At 38.4% G+C, this 18340-nt stretch carries 16 protein-coding genes; 10 read left to right on the top strand and 6 right to left on the bottom strand.

The window, feature by feature from the left end:
* The first annotated feature begins 22 nt into the window (after nt 1-22).
* From IQ236_RS03875 to IQ236_RS03885, 3 genes are all read left to right on the top strand, one after another.
* Complete coding sequence (locus IQ236_RS03875) at nt 23-526, top strand: phosphoribosyltransferase (RefSeq protein ID WP_193868042.1); 504 nt, start codon at nt 23-25, stop codon at nt 524-526.
* Nucleotides 527-1020: 494 nt separating this feature from the next.
* Nucleotides 1021-1302 carry a 4a-hydroxytetrahydrobiopterin dehydratase gene (locus IQ236_RS03880; protein ID WP_193868043.1) on the top strand — a complete coding sequence of 94 codons (282 nt, stop codon included), beginning with the start codon at nt 1021-1023 and terminating at the stop codon, nt 1300-1302.
* A gap of 100 nt (nt 1303-1402) precedes the next feature.
* A complete protein-coding gene (locus IQ236_RS03885) occupies nt 1403-3046 on the top strand; it encodes an HD family phosphohydrolase (protein WP_193868044.1) in 1644 nt (547 codons plus the stop codon).
* Here the strand turns inward: IQ236_RS03885 and IQ236_RS03890 are convergent.
* A complete protein-coding gene (locus tag IQ236_RS03890; protein WP_322744078.1) occupies nt 2998-3228 on the bottom strand; it encodes a hypothetical protein in 231 nt (76 codons plus the stop codon). The genes IQ236_RS03885 and IQ236_RS03890 overlap by 49 nt on opposite strands.
* A gap of 186 nt (nt 3229-3414) precedes the next feature.
* Here IQ236_RS03890 and IQ236_RS03895 point away from each other — a divergent pair, with 186 nt between their 5' ends.
* A complete protein-coding gene (locus tag IQ236_RS03895; protein ID WP_193868045.1) occupies nt 3415-5256 on the top strand; it encodes a nuclease-related domain-containing DEAD/DEAH box helicase in 1842 nt (613 codons plus the stop codon).
* A gap of 233 nt (nt 5257-5489) precedes the next feature.
* Nucleotides 5490-5717 (top strand): hypothetical protein, encoded by a 228-nt coding sequence (locus tag IQ236_RS03900; RefSeq protein WP_193868046.1) that lies wholly within the window; start codon nt 5490-5492, stop codon nt 5715-5717.
* Nucleotides 5718-5917: 200 nt separating this feature from the next.
* Here the strand turns inward: IQ236_RS03900 and psaB are convergent, their stop codons facing one another.
* Nucleotides 5918-8149 carry a photosystem I core protein PsaB gene (psaB, locus tag IQ236_RS03905; RefSeq protein WP_193868047.1) on the bottom strand — a complete coding sequence of 744 codons (2232 nt, stop codon included), beginning with the start codon at nt 8147-8149 and terminating at the stop codon, nt 5918-5920.
* 575 nt (nt 8150-8724) lie between these two features.
* On the opposite strand from psaB, the gene IQ236_RS03910 reads away from it, so the two are divergent.
* Nucleotides 8725-9033 (top strand): hypothetical protein, encoded by a 309-nt coding sequence (locus tag IQ236_RS03910; protein ID WP_193868048.1) that lies wholly within the window; start codon nt 8725-8727, stop codon nt 9031-9033.
* A 19-nt stretch (nt 9034-9052) separates the two neighbouring features.
* On the opposite strand, the gene IQ236_RS03915 is transcribed toward IQ236_RS03910, so the two are convergent.
* From IQ236_RS03915 to IQ236_RS03930, 4 genes are all read right to left on the bottom strand, one after another.
* On the bottom strand, nt 9053-10507 hold the full coding sequence (locus tag IQ236_RS03915) for an FAD-dependent oxidoreductase (protein WP_193868049.1): 1455 nt from the start codon (nt 10505-10507) through the stop codon (nt 9053-9055).
* Nucleotides 10508-10532: 25 nt separating this feature from the next.
* Nucleotides 10533-11600 (bottom strand): ABC transporter permease, encoded by a 1068-nt coding sequence (locus IQ236_RS03920; RefSeq protein WP_193868050.1) that lies wholly within the window; start codon nt 11598-11600, stop codon nt 10533-10535.
* A gap of 65 nt (nt 11601-11665) precedes the next feature.
* Nucleotides 11666-12799 carry an AI-2E family transporter gene (locus IQ236_RS03925; protein ID WP_193868051.1) on the bottom strand — a complete coding sequence of 378 codons (1134 nt, stop codon included), beginning with the start codon at nt 12797-12799 and terminating at the stop codon, nt 11666-11668.
* Nucleotides 12800-12898: 99 nt separating this feature from the next.
* On the bottom strand, nt 12899-13753 hold the full coding sequence (locus IQ236_RS03930) for an Npun_R2479 family HD domain-containing metalloprotein (protein ID WP_193868052.1): 855 nt from the start codon (nt 13751-13753) through the stop codon (nt 12899-12901).
* A gap of 213 nt (nt 13754-13966) precedes the next feature.
* Here IQ236_RS03930 and IQ236_RS03935 point away from each other — a divergent pair, with 213 nt between their 5' ends.
* The 4 genes from IQ236_RS03935 to IQ236_RS03950 all read left to right on the top strand — a co-directional run bounded on the left by IQ236_RS03935 (nt 13967) and on the right by IQ236_RS03950 (nt 18256).
* Nucleotides 13967-15271, top strand: a complete 1305-nt coding sequence (locus IQ236_RS03935) for a mannosyltransferase family protein (protein WP_193868053.1) — start codon at nt 13967-13969, stop codon at nt 15269-15271.
* A 62-nt stretch (nt 15272-15333) separates the two neighbouring features.
* A complete protein-coding gene (locus IQ236_RS03940; protein WP_193868054.1) occupies nt 15334-16077 on the top strand; it encodes a YbaY family lipoprotein in 744 nt (247 codons plus the stop codon).
* A 15-nt stretch (nt 16078-16092) separates the two neighbouring features.
* Complete coding sequence (locus IQ236_RS03945) at nt 16093-16848, top strand: polysaccharide deacetylase family protein (RefSeq protein WP_193868055.1); 756 nt, start codon at nt 16093-16095, stop codon at nt 16846-16848.
* A 4-nt stretch (nt 16849-16852) separates the two neighbouring features.
* Complete coding sequence (locus IQ236_RS03950) at nt 16853-18256, top strand: DUF2079 domain-containing protein (protein ID WP_193868056.1); 1404 nt, start codon at nt 16853-16855, stop codon at nt 18254-18256.
* Nucleotides 18257-18340 lie beyond the last annotated feature (84 nt).

An 18340-nucleotide genomic window follows, 5' to 3' on the forward strand; every position in this document is an offset into this window, starting at 1 on the left:
GTGTTTTGAACCATTACCCAGTATGAGCGATTTGTATATTTCAGCGACGGAATACCACCACAAAATTGAAACCTTAGCGGTAAAAATTTATCAGTCTCAATGGCAATTTAATCAAATTGTCTGTTTAGCGAGGGGAGGGTTACGAGTCGGGGATATTCTGTCTCGGATTTTTGAACAACCGATGGCGATTTTAGCAACATCATCCTATCATGGGCCAGGGGGAAAAGTTCGAGGCGCGATCAAAATTGCTGAACACTTAACCATGACGACGGACACCTTGGGAAGTCACGTTTTATTAGTGGATGATTTAGTGGATTCTGGGATTAGTTTACAAGAATCTATCCGTTGGTTGCAATCTCGTTATCCTCAAATCCAAGAGATGAAAACGGCGGTTCTCTGGTATAAAAGTTGTTCAGTAATGGCTCCCGATTATTTTGTCGATTATCTAGCGGATAACCCTTGGATTCATCAACCCTTTGAATGTTATGAAAACCTGAATTTAGCCGAGTTGGAACAACAGGGTTAAACAAGATGACTAATCACTTTTTCTCACCCCCTGTTCCCTACTCCCAGTAAATCGCTGTTCCCTATTCCTCTCGATAGATTGCAAAATCTTAATTTTATCGATGTAAAATATTTGATTTTCTTAACATCTGAGGAACACACAATTTTAAAATCCTGTGTTATCTTAAAAAATGTAAACACTGAACGCATTAAACCGTTTAGGGAGCCAAGGAGGTGATGCCCATGATTGAAAGTAGTAAACCCATGGGTCACCGGATTGGAAAATGCCGACTGTGCGCCGGGGCTGTCATCTAGTGCAAAGTTTGTGTTCATTTAGGACACTCGCTGACCTAGATAACCGGACTCATACTAAATGATCTTCCGGCAGTCAGGTTCTAATCCAGGAGACCCGCTAGACCGCTCTTACCCTATTGTGAAAGCAACTGCTAACACAAACTCTGGGTGAGAGCGGATAGTTATTTTAATCCTACATTTATTATCATTTTAAAGTAGCCCATGGTAGGACGACTCAGTAATAGCCAAATTCAACAGCTTTCCCAGCAAGTTCCAGATTGGACAGTAGAAGGAGACTATTTAAAATTAATCAAACGATTTAAAAATTTTATTGAAGCGATTGAATTTGTCAACAAGTTAGTCGAACCTTCAGAAGTTGCTGGACATCACCCCGATTTAGAGATTTCTTATAATAAAGTCACCATTAGTCTAACAACTCATGACGCTGGGGGGTTAACCGAGAAAGATTTTGCTTTAGCTCAACAAATTTCAGCACTGGGTTAATCATAACATCAGTGCTGATTTTTTTTCTGAATAACTTTAGGATAGAGTAACTAAATTTCACCGTATTAATAGTTCGAGGGAAGTGGAGTGAAAGTGTCGAATGAAAATAATTTTTGAGAAACCCGAATTGTTCCATAACTTCGATGAGCAAGCCGAACTCATTGAGAAACTGCTTGATATTGGTACGGCTCTATCTGGAACTCAAGAGTTAAGTACCCTGCTGAATTTAATATTAACAAAAAGTCGGGAAATTACTTGGAGTGATGCGGGGAGTGTCTATCTGATTGATCACAGTGATAACAACCCCAAATTGCTGTTTAAAGTGGCACAAAATGCGTCTTTACCGAATTTATCCTTTAAAGAATTTGCCATTCCATTAACTCCTCGAAGTTTAGCTGGATATGTGGCGTTAAAATCCGTTTCATTAAATATTCCCGATGCCTATAATTTACCAGAACATGAACCCTATCAACTGGATCGTAGTTTTGATGAAAATATTAGTTATCGGACTCGTTCGGTATTAGTGGTTCCGATGCAAAATCGCAAAGGAGAAGTGATTGGGGTTCTACAACTCATTAACCGCAAAATCAACCCGGATGTGGCAATTACGGCTGAAAATGCAGTAGAAATGACCCAACCTTATTCGATTTGGGAAGAGCGAATTTTGCGATCGCTCGCCTCCCAAGCGGCTATTTCCATTGAACGAAATCATTTACAAGAAAGTATTGAACATCTGTTTGAGGGGTTTGTTCGCACGTCTGTACAAGTTATTGAAGCCCGTGATCCTTGTACCTATGGTCATTCAGAACGAGTAGCAGAATTAGCAGTTCGTTTAAGTCAAGAAGTGAATACCGTTCATTCGGGTTCCTTAGCTCCTTTTTGTTTTAGTGAACGTCAACTTCAAGAACTTCGGTATGCTGCATTATTACATGATTTTGGGAAAGTGGGTGTTCCTGAAGCAATTTTAACCAAACCGAAAAAACTTTATTCGCTGCAATTAGAGATTATCCGTCATCGATTTGCCTTAGCACAACGCACCTTAGAATTAGAATGTACCCAAACTAAATACGAACATTTGTTGCAGCATTCCGCCCAGAAATTATCACCAGAAACGGAATGTCAATTTTGTAAATCTATCCCAGAATTAGATACAAAATTATCAGAATCAATTGCTAAATTAAGCCAATATTGGGCTGTTTTGTTAGAAGCAAATGAACCCAGAGTTTTAGCAGAAGATCCCTTAAACCATCTGCGGGAACTGGCTCAAATGACCTATCGAGATTTAGATGGACAAATAAAACCTTTATTAACTTCAGAAGAAATTAATCAACTGTTAGTAGAACGAGGCAATTTAACCCCAGAAGAACGAGAAAAGATTGAATCCCATGTTAGTTATACTTATGAATTTTTAAAGCAAATTCCCTGGACAAATGACTTAAAAAATATTCCCACCATTGCTTATCGACATCATGAAAAACTGGATGGAACCGGATATCCTTTGGGATTAAAATTCCCCGAAATTCCCATCCAAGCTCAAATTATTACTATTGCAGATATTTATGATGCCCTAACAGCCGGCGATCGCCCTTATAAAAGCGGATTACCTACTGTAACAGCTTTAAAAATCTTACAACAAGAAGCCGCCAACAATAAAATTAATGCTGATTGTTTAGAACTTTTTAAACAACGAAAAGTCTATGAAGTCTTAGGACATACAATTGATGTCGTCATGGAATTAGCTTGATAGCGCAGCCGAATTTGACCATGTTGATCTGCCAAGGGTTGACCGTCTTCATCCCGCAAAACCGGATTAGCAATGATGCAATAATAGCGAGGGGGGACAACGATCATGGACTCTGGACGCAAGGCAAGGCGATCATGATCCCGCAGCGTAATGGTTTGGGGGCCAACTTCCAAGCGAGTCACCCCGGTATTGGTATCGAGAATATGGATGTATTGTTGGGGTTTGGGTCAATGGGTTTGGGAAGAATAGTTGTTTAAAGTGTATGCTTTTTCGGTTTCCAAATAACATTAAACTAATGTGATTTAAGTTTCGTACAAAATATCAGTAGAGGTTTATAATTTTAGTAGAATATATTTATTGACAAAGCTATGGCACAGTGCTTTCCACCCTTAGAAGATATTAATAACTTCCGAGTCCCTCTTACTCCTGGTGAGAGACATCTACTTGACTTTTTGCTCAATAATCTCAATGATAACTATGAAATTTATGTTCAGCCTTTTCTCAATGGCGATCGCCCTGATCTAGTAATTGTCCGACCAGATGCAGGTGTACTCGTGATTGAGGTCAAGGATTGGAAACTCAGCAATTATACAAATCCCAAAGGTGGATCTTTTTCCTGGCTTCTCAAAAAGGACGAGAGCAAAATCCTTTCACCTTTGAAGCAGGTTGAGAGTTACAAAGAAAATCTTTATAAACTCCATATTGATAAACTATTTGAAGCTAAGATTCAAGATTCCAAATTTTTCTCTGTCGTTCAAACTGCTGTTTACTTCGATAATGAGAGTACAAAAAGTGCTGAAAGTTTTTGCTCGAATCCAGGCTATACCCAAATCTTAGGGAATGATGCTCTAAATGCTATTTTTTTTAATAGGGTACTTGGTAAAGCACGACTGAATACCCCGTCCAAACTCTTTAATAAAGATTTATATAAAAGTTTTAAACGATTCCTAAACCCACCTGAACATACACCTGATATTGGTAGAGAAATTCAATACACAAACCGTCAACAAGAGCTAATTCAAAGTTATGCTAATAAGCGTCAGAAAGTCCGTGGTGTAGCTGGTTGTGGCAAGACAAAAGTTCTGGCTGCACGGGCTGTAGCTGCATATAGTCGCACAAAGGAGATTGTGCTGATTCTTACATTCAATATTACACTACGAAATTACATCCATGATCGCGTCAGTGAAGTTCGTGCACCCTTTACCTGGTCAGCTTTTGAGATTACAAACTACCACCAATTTTTCAAAACAAAATCCAATAATTATGGACTTGTATATGAAGATTTGATCATGGCATCTGATCAAGAAAACTTCTTTGAACCTGTTAAGAACCGTATCAATCGTTATCAAACAATTTTAGTAGATGAGGTGCAGGACTACAAACAAGAGTGGCTACGTCTTCTGGTCAACTACTTTCTCGCCGAAGATGGTGAATTTGTGGTTTTCGGTGATGAGAAGCAAAATGTCTATGGTCGCCAGATGGGTGATGACCGATTTCCTATTATTCCAACTGTACCGGGTCGGTGGAATGAATTGAAAGAGTCTTTTCGGATGGAAACAGCGACACTTCGTGTTGCTCAAGCGTTTCAAGACTTCTATTTTAAGGGGTGTTACCAACTTGATAGTGATGTAGAAGTGGTGCAGAATAACCTGTTTGAAACACCTGCAAGTGTTAAATACTATCACAAGCCAGGAATTAGCGATAAAGATATTTTCTGCCTTATACAAAAGGAAATTTTAGACCTTAATATTCATCCAAACGACCTAGTAATCCTTGCTCCAACCCATGAGGCAGTCCGCACTTTAGAGTATCAATTTCGCAAGGAAGCGCACGAATGCACAACTCATGCGGGTGAGACAGAAGAAGAATATAAAAATCTTTTAGCTAAATCTGAACGAAACAATGTTAAAAATCCTGAAAAAGATCCAAGCTTTAAGAGAGGTTTAGAAGAGATTCGGCGAGGGCGTAAGCTTCACTTTTGGCCCAATGCTGGAACTGTCAAGCTTTCAACTATTCACTCATTTAAGGGATGGGAAACACACACTCTGGTATTAATTATCTCCAATACCGATAAGATTAAAGAGGAAGGTTCCCTCAATGAGTTGATTTATACTGCACTTACACGCGCTCGGAAGAATCTTATTGTTATTGATAGCACTAATTTATATCGAGAATTCTTTGGAAGATTTCTTGAGAAAGGCAATCATTAATCAATGCAGTTCTAAGCAATGAATATTCGGATTTTATAAAAGATCTTGTATTGCTTTTGGGTCTACAGAACACGACCATTATCTCTAGGGTACGCCCAAAAGTCAGGAAACAGAATGATCAATAGCGATCGCTTGTTTTTAGATACAACATTTATCCAAGCACTACTCTAGCTCAAACCTAGAAACAAGATGAATTCTAAGTATGATAGAAGAAAGGAGTTAACAAAAACAAAATGAACATTTCCATCATTGATGAAGTTGTGGAACAACTAAAAGTCATGCCAGAGGATTTGCAATGGCAGGTACTCAAATTTGCACGAACATTAGTAAAAAAAGAAGTTCGAGGGACAACCGGACAGCAATTACTCCGTTTTGCTGGCTGCATCTCTTCTGATGACCTCCAATTGATGCGTCAGGCAATTGAGCAAGATTGTGAAAGGGTAGATATCAATGAGTGGTAGATACTTGTTGGATACTAATATTATCATTGCTCTTTTTGCAGAGGTGAGATTAATACTCATTTTGGTTGGTGTTGCAACAGGGTTCATCCCTATCATAGCTAACCTGATTTCTAAGAAGTTGAAAAAATTAATTTATGCCCAAAAACATAGGGGCAACTTTCGTCACCCCTATGGTTAAGCATTGATTATTTCAGGGATGATCAGCCAAATTTCCCAGCCGTTGAAGCCAGTAGAAATGCAGCATAGGTGAGGATATAGCCCACCGTAAAGTGAACTAAACCCGTTAACCATCCTTGAACAATTGACAGCGAAACGGGTTTGTCTTTCCAGATCACGAGGTTCGCCAGAGGGGTGCGTTCATGGGCCCAAACTAACGTTTCAATGAGTTCTTGCCAATAACCTCGCCAAGAGATCAGGAACATAAACCCAGTGGCCCAAACCAAATGTCCGAACAGGAACATCCAGGCCCAAACCGAGAGGTTACTGGTTCCGTAGGGGTTGTAACCATTGATCACCTGGGCTGAATACAGCCAAAGGTAATCCCGTAACCAACCCATAATATAGGTTGAGCTTTCATTAAATTGAGCAACGTTTCCTTGCCAGACCCCTAAATGCTTCCAGTGGAAATAGAATGTTACCCAACCCAGGGTATTCAACATCCAGAAGGTCGCTAGGAAGAAAGATTGCTCCCAAGCTGACGTTTGACAAGTCCCGCCCCGTCCAGGGCCATCACAAGGGAAGGTAAAACCGAAGTCTTTCTTATCAGGCATCAGTTTAGTGCCACGGGCATCTAAAGCACCTTTAACACAGATTAAGGTGGTAGTATGCAAACCGAGAGCGATCGCATGGTGAACTAAGAAGTCCCCAGGGCCAATGGTTAAAAATAGCGAATTCTTACCCGAATTAATCGCTGCTAACCAACCGGGCAACCAAACATTCCCATGATTCGGCCAAGCGGTATGGGCAATACTGTCAGGGTTCGCCAGTAACACATCCATTGCATAAAGGGCTTTACCGTGCGCTGCTTGAATGAACTGAGCAAACACAGGTTCAATCAAAATTTGCTTTTCCGGTGTCCCAAAGGCAACGACGACATCATTGTGAACGTATATACCCAGGGTATGGAATCCCAAAAATAGAGACACCCAACTTAAATGAGAAATAATCGCCTCTTTGTGATTCAAAACCCGATCTAAAACGTTGCCTTTGTTTTGGTCGGGGTCATAGTCCCGTACCCAGAAGATGGCCGCATGGGCAAAGGCTCCGACCATGAGAAACCCAGCAATATATTGATGATGGGTATACAGCGCCGATTGGGTTGTATAATCCCTGGCGATAAACGCATAGGGTGGCATCGAATACATATGCTGCGCCACCAGCGACGTCACCACCCCCAACGCAGCCAGATGAATTCCTAACTGGAAGTGCAGGGAGTTGTTATAGGTATCATACAAACCTTGGTGAGGTAAGTTGAACTGTCCTTCGGTGGGAACCCCAAACAACGGATCTTTCGAGTTCAACATCTCTTTAATACTGTGGCCAATCCCGAAGTTGGTTCGGTACATATGACCTGCAATAATAAAGATAACTGCGATCGCTAAATGGTGATGGGCAATATCCGTCAACCATAACGATTCAGTTTGGGGATGAAACCCGCCCAAAAACGTTAAAATCGCCGTTCCTGCCCCGTCCGATGAGCCAAAAACGTGCCGTGCTGTATCAGGATTTTGGGCATAAACCCCCCAATTTGCCGTAAAGAAGGGTTTGAGTCCGGCTGGATGGGGCAACGTGGTCAAGAAGTTATCCCAACCGACGTGCTGGCCACGGGATTCCGGGATGGCAACGTGAACTAAATGGCCTGTCCAAGCCAAGGAACTCACCCCGAACAAACCCGCTAAGTGATGGTTTAAGCGAGACTCTGCATTCTTAAACCAAGACAAACTCGGACGATATTTGGGTTGAAGGTGTAACCATCCTGCAAACAGAAACAATGCCGCCAACAGCAGGAGGAACACAGCGCCTTGATAGAGATCGGCGTTGGTTCTCATCCCAATGGTATACCACCAATGATAAACGCCCGAATAGGCAATATTAACGGGGTTTATAGCTCCGGCTTGGGAGAAGGCTTCCACCGCCGGTTTGCCAAATTGGGGGTCCCAGATGGCATGGGCAATGGGACGAATGTGCAGGGGATCTCGAATCCACTGTTCAAAATTTCCTTGCCAAGCGACATGGAACAGGTTGCCGGATGTCCATAAAAAGATAATCGCCAAATGACCAAAATGAGAGGCAAAAATCTTTTGATAGAGATTTTCCTCGTTCATGCCATCATGGCTTTCAAAATCATGGGCCGTGGCAATCCCGTACCAAATTCGGCGAGTGGTTGGGTCTTGAGCCAGACCTTGATCAAATTTTGGGAATTTCGCTGCCATGTATTTACTGACTCCATCAGAGCGAATCCAAGTTGCTAAAGATGAGCCAGTGCATCCGGGTTAATATTAAAAAAAAACCCATTCATGAATCAGAGAAAGGGATAGAAAAAAATCAAACCCGACTGCACTAGCAACACCCAACTTTGGAGAAATTGTGTTTCAGCGTTGAAACGAAACGCTACAATTCATCACCAACTTTATCGATAAAGATGGCAATCTCAACCCTCAAAAGAGGACATTTTTTACTTAAAAATCCCATTAAATAATCCAAAAAGGAGTTAAGGGATATTTAGCAATATGAATCCAGAAAATTTCAATTCCCAAGCTTAACTTCATAGAGAAGTAATCAATACTTTACCGATTTCTGATCAATTTATTTTCTAACTTAAGGTAGAGATTTTGTTAATTTCGGTTGTAATCAATGATGAGACTTCTTCAATGGATGAGCTTTATCGCTTAATTTACAAACCGAATTCACAAACAGATCATGCTGAAGTTAGATGAGGGAAAACAGTCATCCCTTCAGAATAGATGAGTATTAGCTTTAGCTTACCTCTTTGTTATTCCTAACTGCCATGTCTCAAATTCTATATTTTTTTAATCTTATTTTACCGATCCTATTGCAGATTGTTTGCTTTAGTGTTGCTTGGTTATTAGTTTTTTCGTTAATCTGGAGTACCTATAGAATGCTGACCCAAGGAATAACCAGGGTTAAAAAATTACATGAAATTCCTTGTTCAACCTGTAAATTTTTTACCGGAAATTATCAATTAAAGTGTACCATTAACCCCAAAATTGCGTTAACAGAACAAGCCATTAACTGTTCAGATTTTTCCGATTATCAAACTTTAACGTCCTACCTGGGTGAACAAGGTAGAAGTTAGCTTCTCAATCTTATTTGAGTTAAACGTTAAAACTGAATCCTAGAACGAATAATAGGCCTAACAGCGTTATACTGAAAATCAGCAAACGTTGATTTGTACGTTGGTTTTGATGCCAAATTTCTTGATAACTGAGTTGATAATCTTGAATCATTAAAAATGCAGGAGGACTGAAAAAGAAAGGCAAAAATCGATTCAGAAGCAGTCTAATTAAAAAGGTGATATCCCATAACTTTCGACGGAACCCATTTTGGTTATATTGCCAAGGAAAAACCGTTTGAGCTAAACGAATTAACGCTTCAATATCTCCAGAACGTCGAGTTTCATATAGCGGTAAAGCCAACAATAAATCATCTTGAGTTTCTTCGAGAATCTGTTGTAAAATATAGACATCTTCTAACGCTGAGTTGACCCCTTGACCAATATCGGGGGGAAAACAATGGACTGCATCTCCTAATAAAAGGATAGCCGAGAAATTTTGATCAGATTTTAATAAAAAGTGTAATCCTGAACAAAATTGAGGAACGGGAAAAACACCACCTTGACTGTTGACAAATCGGGTAATTTCAGACTCAGAAATAATATCACGAATGGATAATTGAGGGAAAGATTGTTCTAAAAAATGATATAATTCTTCATTTGTTTTCAAAGTCCAAATTTTATGATGAGGATAAGTAATAATATTAGCAGTTCGAGGTTCATCGGGATTTTTCATTGGTAATAAACCCAAAGAAATTTTTTTCTGACCTTCTACGGCTTTACCCCGAATTGCATAAGCCATTGTACAGACAGATTGATCATCTAGTTGGTTTGAAAGCGGAAATTGAGGCGGTAAGGTTAACACTTGATAGCGCAGTCCTGAACTAGGCGAGGGGAAATACTGCATTTCAAAGCGATGATTATCAGGTTTTTCCCAGTCGTTTAGGGTTTGACGAACAATAGAATTTAAACCATCACAACCGACTACAAAACCCGGTGTAAAACGCTTTAATTCGCTATTTTTTGATTCAACAATGACCTGCAATTGTTCCTGTTTCTGATTTAATTCAATACATTTCGTTTCAAATAAAACAGTGATTTGCTGTTGCCAATTACGTTCAATTTCTTCATAAAGTAAAGAAACAAAGGTTCTTCGAGGCAACCAATAAGCTGTTTTTCGATTAGGATTAATAAAGGGTAATTTTATCGTTTTTCGCTTTCCATTAAGTTGAATTATAGTTAAGTAAAATTCTTGACTAGAAACACTCATTTCTGCTAGATTTGGGGTTAATTCCAGCCCATCCAATAATTTTTGACCTCGACCATCAATTTGATAGTTAAACGCTTTATCGGGTTCGTAATAGTCAGCCGTTTTTCGTTTTTCTAAAACAGTAATTTCTGTCCAGCCCCGTTTTGCTAACATTAAAGCGATCGCGAGTCCCGATGGGCCGCCTCCAACAATCACAACATTTCGACATCCAGATTTATCAGTTAACATCAGTAGAACTTGAATTCAATTGTTTTTATCGTTGCAGACTCCGAGGATCAAGGGCATCTCTTAACCCATCTCCTAATAAATTAAAAGCTAATACCGTTAAAATAATTAAAATAGCAGGGGGCCAAATTAACCAAGGTTGTAACACTAAAATTGAGGCATTTGTTGCCGAAGATAATAAATTTCCCCAAGAGGGATCGGGTTGTTGAATTCCTAAACCCAAAAAGCTTAAAACTGATTCTGCAATGATGAAACTGGGAATTGATAATGTAGCCGAAATAATGAGATAGGTTGCGGTTTGGGGTAAAATATGACGAGTAATAATATAGAAAGAATTAGCTCCTATCGCCCGTGAAGCTTGGACAAATTGTTGTTCTTTAATCGATAAAACTTGTCCTCGAATTACTCGTGCTAACCCAGCCCAACTAATAAAGGAAATAATCACCACAATCAATAAAAAACGCTGGGTACTGGTTATTTGCGGGGGTAATATACCTACTAATGCGACCAATAAATATAACCCAGGAATTATCATTAATACTTCAACACTTCGCATAATAAAAGTATCTAACCACCCCCCAAAATAACCAGAAATTCCTCCAAAAATCATTCCTAACGGGAACGAAATTAGAATTCCTACTAATCCAATAGTGAGACTAATTCGACCTCCAAAAATAATCCGACTAAATTGATCTCTAGCTTGTTCATCGGTTCCCACTAGGTTAATTTGTCCGGCTCCAATTGTGCCAAATAAATGTCGATTAAACGGGATAATTCCTAATATTTTATAGGGTTCTCCCTGGACAAAAAATCGGACAGGACTCGGCTGACTTTTATCAACATTAAGTTGACGAATTCCCGTTTCAATATCCACCGGGCCTTGAGTTGTGGGGTAAACATGGGGGCCAATCCATTCCCCTTGTTGGTTATACCAATAAATTTGAGTCGGTGGCAATAATGAAGCGTTCAGTTGCGATTCATAAGGACTATAAGGCGCAACAAAATCTGCTGCAATGACGATCACATAAAATAACAATAAAATTCCGGCTCCAAATTGAGCTAAAGGATTAGTTTTAAGTCGTTGCCACCATTTCATAGTTCAGATTTTTCACTCAAAGAATTGTTGAAAAACGTGTAGAGTTGCGTCTCTATTTTTTTAGTTTACACCTTCAAGCGTTCTTGTTCGGCTAGAGATAAAGTTTCCGTTGGCGTTAAGTTAACTTTTGAATCTAAAGGATTATAAAAGAAGGAACCGGTTTGAGGGGGTAAAGTGGGATCAACAACCACTTCAATAATACTTTTAACCACCCCAGCCATCGGAATCGCCAGAATAAATCCTAATAATCCGGCTATTTTTCCTCCTAATAATAAAGCGCTAAAAATAATTACAGGGCTTAATCCGGTTAAATCTCCCATAATTCGAGGGGCAACAATATTATCCTTCACTTGTTGAATTGCAATGGCAACCGCTAACACTTGTAAAGCCAGCCACCAATCAATAAAAGCGACAATAATAGTGACAGTTCCAATCCCTAATGTTGCTCCTACAAATGGAATAATTTCCAATAATCCAATCACAACGGCAAATAACAGGAAATAGGGAACTTTTAACATTAAAAAGGCAACGGTTAAGGTGGTTGCCATAAATATTCCCTGCAAGGTTTGTCCTAAGACAAATTTTTTCAAATTTCGTTCTAGTGAAAAGGTTAAAACCTCTCGAATTTGGGGGGATAAAATAGTGATTAGGAGGTTCCATAACCGTTCCCCATCTAATAACATATAAAAGGCAATGACCAAAATAAAAATTAAGTCAAAAAACCAATTAAAGGTTCCCAGAACTAAGCCTAAACTTCCGGTCAGGATGGGTTCAATGGTTGATTGAATTCGAGACAACAGTTGCTGTTGTAAAATTCCCACATCAAAGGGTAAATTTCGTTCAGCACTCCAAACTTGAAATTCCGCTAACTGTTGCCGTCCTGATTCTATTAATTCGGGTAATCGAGTAATTAATTGTCGTCCTTGATTAAAGACAGGTGGGACAAGAGTTAAGGCAATAATTACAAAGGTTACAATTGCAATTAAATACACTAAAGCGGCGGCAATTCCTCGCGGAATAAAGCGTTCTAATTTTGCTACGGCGTAGTTCAGAAGAAAGGCAATTAATCCAGAGGTCACTAATATACTGATTAATTCGCCAACATAACCTAAAAATTGAAAGCTTAACCAACTCACGACTAAAATCAGTAACCCCGTGAGTAAACGACTTTGTAAAGGCGAAAAAACAGAATTCGTCATGGAACTCATGAAAAATTTAAAATATAAAGTAGTTTACCCTATTTTGGGATAGATGACCTGATGGAACATTAAAATCTTATCCTTCAACGATTAAACAGATTAAACCATAACAACCTCCTTGATGGTTTCCTCATGTTCAACCAGGAAGACATTGGCGTGCAGATTGGCAATAATTTGTTGGCCTTGCTGAGTTAAAGATAAGTACCGTAGACTATCTTTAATATAGGGATAAACTTTATGCCAATAAAATTGAGGGTAATTTCTTCGCAACTCTCCGGGATTATGATAGCCTGCTTTTTGATTAAATCCTGTTTCTTCAAACTCATAAAATAAGGCACTAATTTTTTGAAGATATCGAGGATCACTTAATTGACCAATTAAATCGGCCGCCCGCACTAAACCGGGATAATGGATTGTATCTTGATGATCGGATTTTTGAGGAACTGGAAATCGCGTCAGTTCAATATTAGATTGAATCACATTTGACTGAATTAAAGGATGTCCCCCAAATCGTTCTTTAATAAACAATTTAGCCCGATCAACATGATAAGGCATTAAACTCGCATCTGTACATCCAAAGGGCAAAAGTACCCTGTTTTCATCACATCCTGTGGCATAATATCCCTCTCGATCTTGGCGACAAACCCCTTTAACATAACCAATATCATGACAAACTAGAGAGATCATAAAATGCAGCCAATCTTCGCTAGAAACCCCACCTTCACGGATATGTTTTCCGCGTAAAATTTCCTGACCGACTAATGTAACGATTATGGTATGTTCAACATCATGATAGAGGGCATCGCTATTGGCAATATTTTCTAAAGCCATCCCTCCAGCCCAAGCGACAATATCCCCATAATGGGCATTAAATCTCCCATAGGTATGATGATATCCTGAGCGAAGTTGTTCAACAAAGTTATCAATTAAAAGTTGAGTTGCATTGAAAAACATAGGACATTTCCTGGCACAAATCGAGGTTTTGAGTTACAGAGAAAGCACGGGTCAGCTTTTTCTTCCCTTATTCATTTTTCTAGCATAATTTATCTGAATCTGCAATTTTTATTAAAAATGTCAATTTTGCCTGATCCTTGGTAGAATTTCTCTAATTGTAAATTAAAGTTGATTTTTAATTGAATTGTAAATAAGGGCGTGAAAAAACAACCTATGAATTATCGGAAGGTGCTAACTCAACTTGTTGCTAAATTACTAGATTTTTTAACTAAAATTGCCACAATTTGTCAATCTAATGGGATTATTTTTGCCTTAACAATGGGGATACTGAGTCGCAGTATTATTCTGTTGACTTTCTTCGCAAGTGCTTTATTTTCTCCCGTTTCTTCTGCGTGGGGCTGGGGAGTTTTTTCTGCTTGGGATAGTCCCCTCTATCAAATTATTGCGACTTCGGGATATGAAATCATTAACCAGACAGAACCGGGCGGAAATGTGGCATTTTTTCCCTTATTTCCGTTATTAATTCGAGGATTAATGAATTTAGGCTTACCCTTTGAAGTGGCAGGGGTTTTAATTAATAATTTTGCTTTTTTTGGGGCTTTAATTTTACTGTATCAATGGGTGGAAATCACCAATAATTCTCAAGCTGCCCGTTGGGCAACAGCTATATTAGCTTGGTGTCCATTATCAATTTTTGGCACTGTTATTTATACGGAAGGTTTATTTTTATTCTTGAGTATTGCTGCCTTAAAAGCCTTTGATTTAGAAAAGTATCCTCAAGGGATTTTATGGGGGAGTTTAGCAACGGCAACGCGCATTACTGGAATCGCTTTAATTCCAGCTTTTCTAATTACAGCTTGGCAAAAACGAAAACCTGCGATCGCTTATTTATCGGGTTTATTAAGTGGCTGTGGTTTATTATTTTATAGCCTCTATTGTTGGATAAAATTTAATAATCCCATTGCCTTTATTACCGTTCAACACACCCAATGGCAACGCCAAACCGGATTTGATAGTCAAGGATGGTTGAAAATGGTGATGCAAATTTTAATCGGTTCTCAAAATTGGAAAAAAGGTACAATTGTTGATCCTTGGCATCCACTTTTAGTTATAATTATTGCTATAATCGGTTATTTTATTTGGCGATATCGTGATCAATTAGGGGAGGTAAAATTTGATTATAGTTTCTGTTTATTACTGTTTATTTTATGGTTAATTGCAGGTGATCCCTTACTCAACACAGCGATTATTTTAGGGGGTGGTTATTTACTCTGGTATTTACGTTATGAACTCAGTTTAGTCGCAGTTAATTATGGCTTCTGTGCCTTAGGTTTATTATTAGCATCTGGCGGTACAATTTCCCTCAGTCGTTTAGCTTATGGGATTGTTTCTGTTAGTTTAGCTTTAGGGGTAATGCTATCCCATCATCGTCGTTGGGGTTATGTCACCTTGGGATTTTTTACCCTGTTACTGATTAGTTTTTCAGTTCGCTTTGCTCAACATCTTTGGGTAGCTTAAGGGTTTATGCCATGAAACAATAATGATATAATATCAATTTGAGCAGATTACAATGGAAAAAGATGATCAGCACCCAAAATCAACAAAAAAGTCCATTTCTTGTCCGTTTATTCCTAACGTCTACAGTATTAACTTTAACATCAGCCCTTAATATTATTCCTCCCGTCCTCGCACAACGAGAAATAGATTTTGCGACTCAAGGTTGTCGCGGTGTTCCCCAGGAAGCATATTTTATGACAGAGAATTATCACATTAATATTTGTCAAGGACAATCGGGTTTATTCATGGCGGTCAGTTATCGTAATGGACAACTGTTTGATCGCTTTTCTGTGCAACAACAGCGAGACGGTTATGCGGGAAATTCTCAAAAAGCATCCTATCAAGTGAACTCCAGAAGCTTCACAATTCAACCGAATAATAATCAAAGACCAATTACAGAACGGGTACTCAGAACCCAAGGAAATCAACGACCCCAAGAATCAAAAGTAACTGGAACAATTACTTACCGTCAACGCATTGCATTACCTCCAAATTCAACTGTTGTTGTTACATTACAAGATACAACCAGTCCAAATCGTGCACCTCGAAATATTGCTCAACAAACCATTCCGTTACGGGGTCAACAGGTTCCGGTTCCCTTTTCTTTGATTTATAATCCCGCCCAAATTCAACAGAATGGGATTTATAGAATTCGGGCAGAAATTTATGTTAATGGTCGATTAACTTGGGCAAATATGGGGCAAGATCGGGTAATTACGAGAGGGTATCCTAATAATATTGAAGTGATTGTACAACCGCTTAATTAGATGATTTAGGGTGTTATGACGAAGTATATTCTCCTGAATTTTGATGTAGAAGAATTTGATGCTCCCCTGAAATATGGGGAGAAAATTAAACCTTCTGTCCAGTTTGATATTTCTTTAATGGGATTAAGAAATATCCTATCTTTACTCGAACATTTACACATTAGGGCTACCTTTTTTGTCACGGCTAATTTTGCATTGAATCATCCTGAATTAATAGAAGCGATCGCGAGAACCCATGAAATCGCTTCTCACGGTTTTTATCATTCTAAATTTTCCCCGGAAGATTTGTGGAAATCTAAACAAGTGTTAGAAGAAATTTCGGGACAAACGGTTTCTGGGTTCCGTATGGGAGAACAGCAAATCATTAATGAACAAGCGATTTTAGCATCAGGATATCAATACCATTCTTCCTTCAATTCGAATTATTATCAGGGTAAACGTCGCACAGTTCATTATTGTGATCATTTACTCAATCTTCCCCTCTCTGTAACACCCTTTGTCCCCTTTCCCCTCTTTGGGTTAAGTTTCAAAAACCTTCCCTTTCCGTTAATTCAGTTTGCTTCTAAAATGACTCTTGATAGCGATCGCTATCTTAATCTCAATTTTCATCCTTGGGAATTTACGGATATTTCTAAATTTAAACTTCCGAATTCTATGAAGCGTTTATCAGGAATTCATTTATTAAATCGACTAGAAAAGTATTTAATTTGGTTAAAAAAGCAAGCCGAATTTTCAACAATTTCCGACTGGATGAACAAAATTAAACCCTAATAATATGAATATTTCCTTTAAAATAATTAAAATTCATTCAGTCATAACAGCAATTATTATTAGTAGTTTTATTTTATTTATTTCTAGCAGTTTACGTCATGCTTTATTTCAATCTAATGCTTATGATTTAGGAATTTTTGATAATGGTATTTATTTAATCAGCCAAGGAAAAGAACCCTTTGTATCTTTTCGAGGATTACATATTTTAGGAGATCATGCCGCTTATATTCTGTATATTATTGCCTTATTTTATAAAATTTATCCTGATGTTCATTGGTTATTTGCGATTCAAGCTTTTTCCCTGTCCTTGGGTGCGTTACCGACTTATCAGCTATCGTTACAAGCGGGTTTAAAGGAAACCCAAGCTCAAACCTTAGCTTTTGTGTATTTATTATATCCATTAATTTTTAATGTTAATTTATTTGATTTTCACCCCGAAGTCATCGCTTTACCTGCAATTTTATATGCCGTTTTATTTGCTAGAAGCAATAATATTTTAGGATTTATTTTCACAATTTTTATTATTTTAGGTTGCAAAGAAGTTTTATCTGTATTATTAATCGCAATGGGAATTTGGCTATTAATATTTGAGAAAAAATGGCGTTATGCTATGCTCTCAATAATTTTAGGACTCTTGTGGTTTTTCATCTCTACAGAATTCATTATCCCCCACTTTTCCCAAGCACCCCCCATCGCCGTTGGAGTTTATAGTTTTCTCGGTAATTCTCTCTCTGAAATTACCTTAAATATTCTATTAAAACCGGGATTAGTATTAAGTAAAATTTTAACCTTAGCCAATTTAGAATACTTAATTTTGCTTCTAATTCCCCTAATTTGGGGCTTATGGGGGCGACATTTAACCCCCCTAATTTCTGCCACCCCGATTTTATTTTTAAATCTGTTAGCGGAAAATCCACAAATGAAGAATTTAACGCAACAATATTCCTTAGCGATTTTACCCTTTCTGATGTTAGCAGTTATTGAAAATTTAGCCAACGGTGAAGGATGGTTTAAACATCGAAAATGGATAATTTTATGGTCTTTAATTGCATTTTTTGCTTTAGCAAAATATGGTTATTTTACCTCTAAATATTTAACAACCCTGGATAATTGGCAAGCAACACGGGAAGCCCTCAGCTATATTAAAACTCAGGATAATGTCTTAACAACGGATAAAATCGCCCCCCATCTCACCCATCGTCCTCGCCTAGAGTTAGCCATTGAAGGACGAGAAACACTCGATTTAGAACCCTTTCAATATGTCTTATTAAACCAACGTCACCCCGGATGGCCGAGTTCTCCTGAATTAATCATCGGATTAGTAAAACGTTTACAAAATCATCCTCATTTTCAATTAAAATATTATCGAGATGGTGTTTGGTTGTTTAAACAATCTAATAGGAAATAAATAAAAATTTCTGTAGGGTGATTGGAATTAATTTTTCCTTTAAATTAAACCTTTGGCTACAAATCCCCCCCCTGTAGAGACGTT

Origin of the sequence: Planktothrix mougeotii LEGE 06226, assembly GCF_015207485.1 — a bacterium.
Taxonomy (GTDB): Bacteria; Cyanobacteriota; Cyanobacteriia; order Cyanobacteriales; family Microcoleaceae; genus Planktothrix.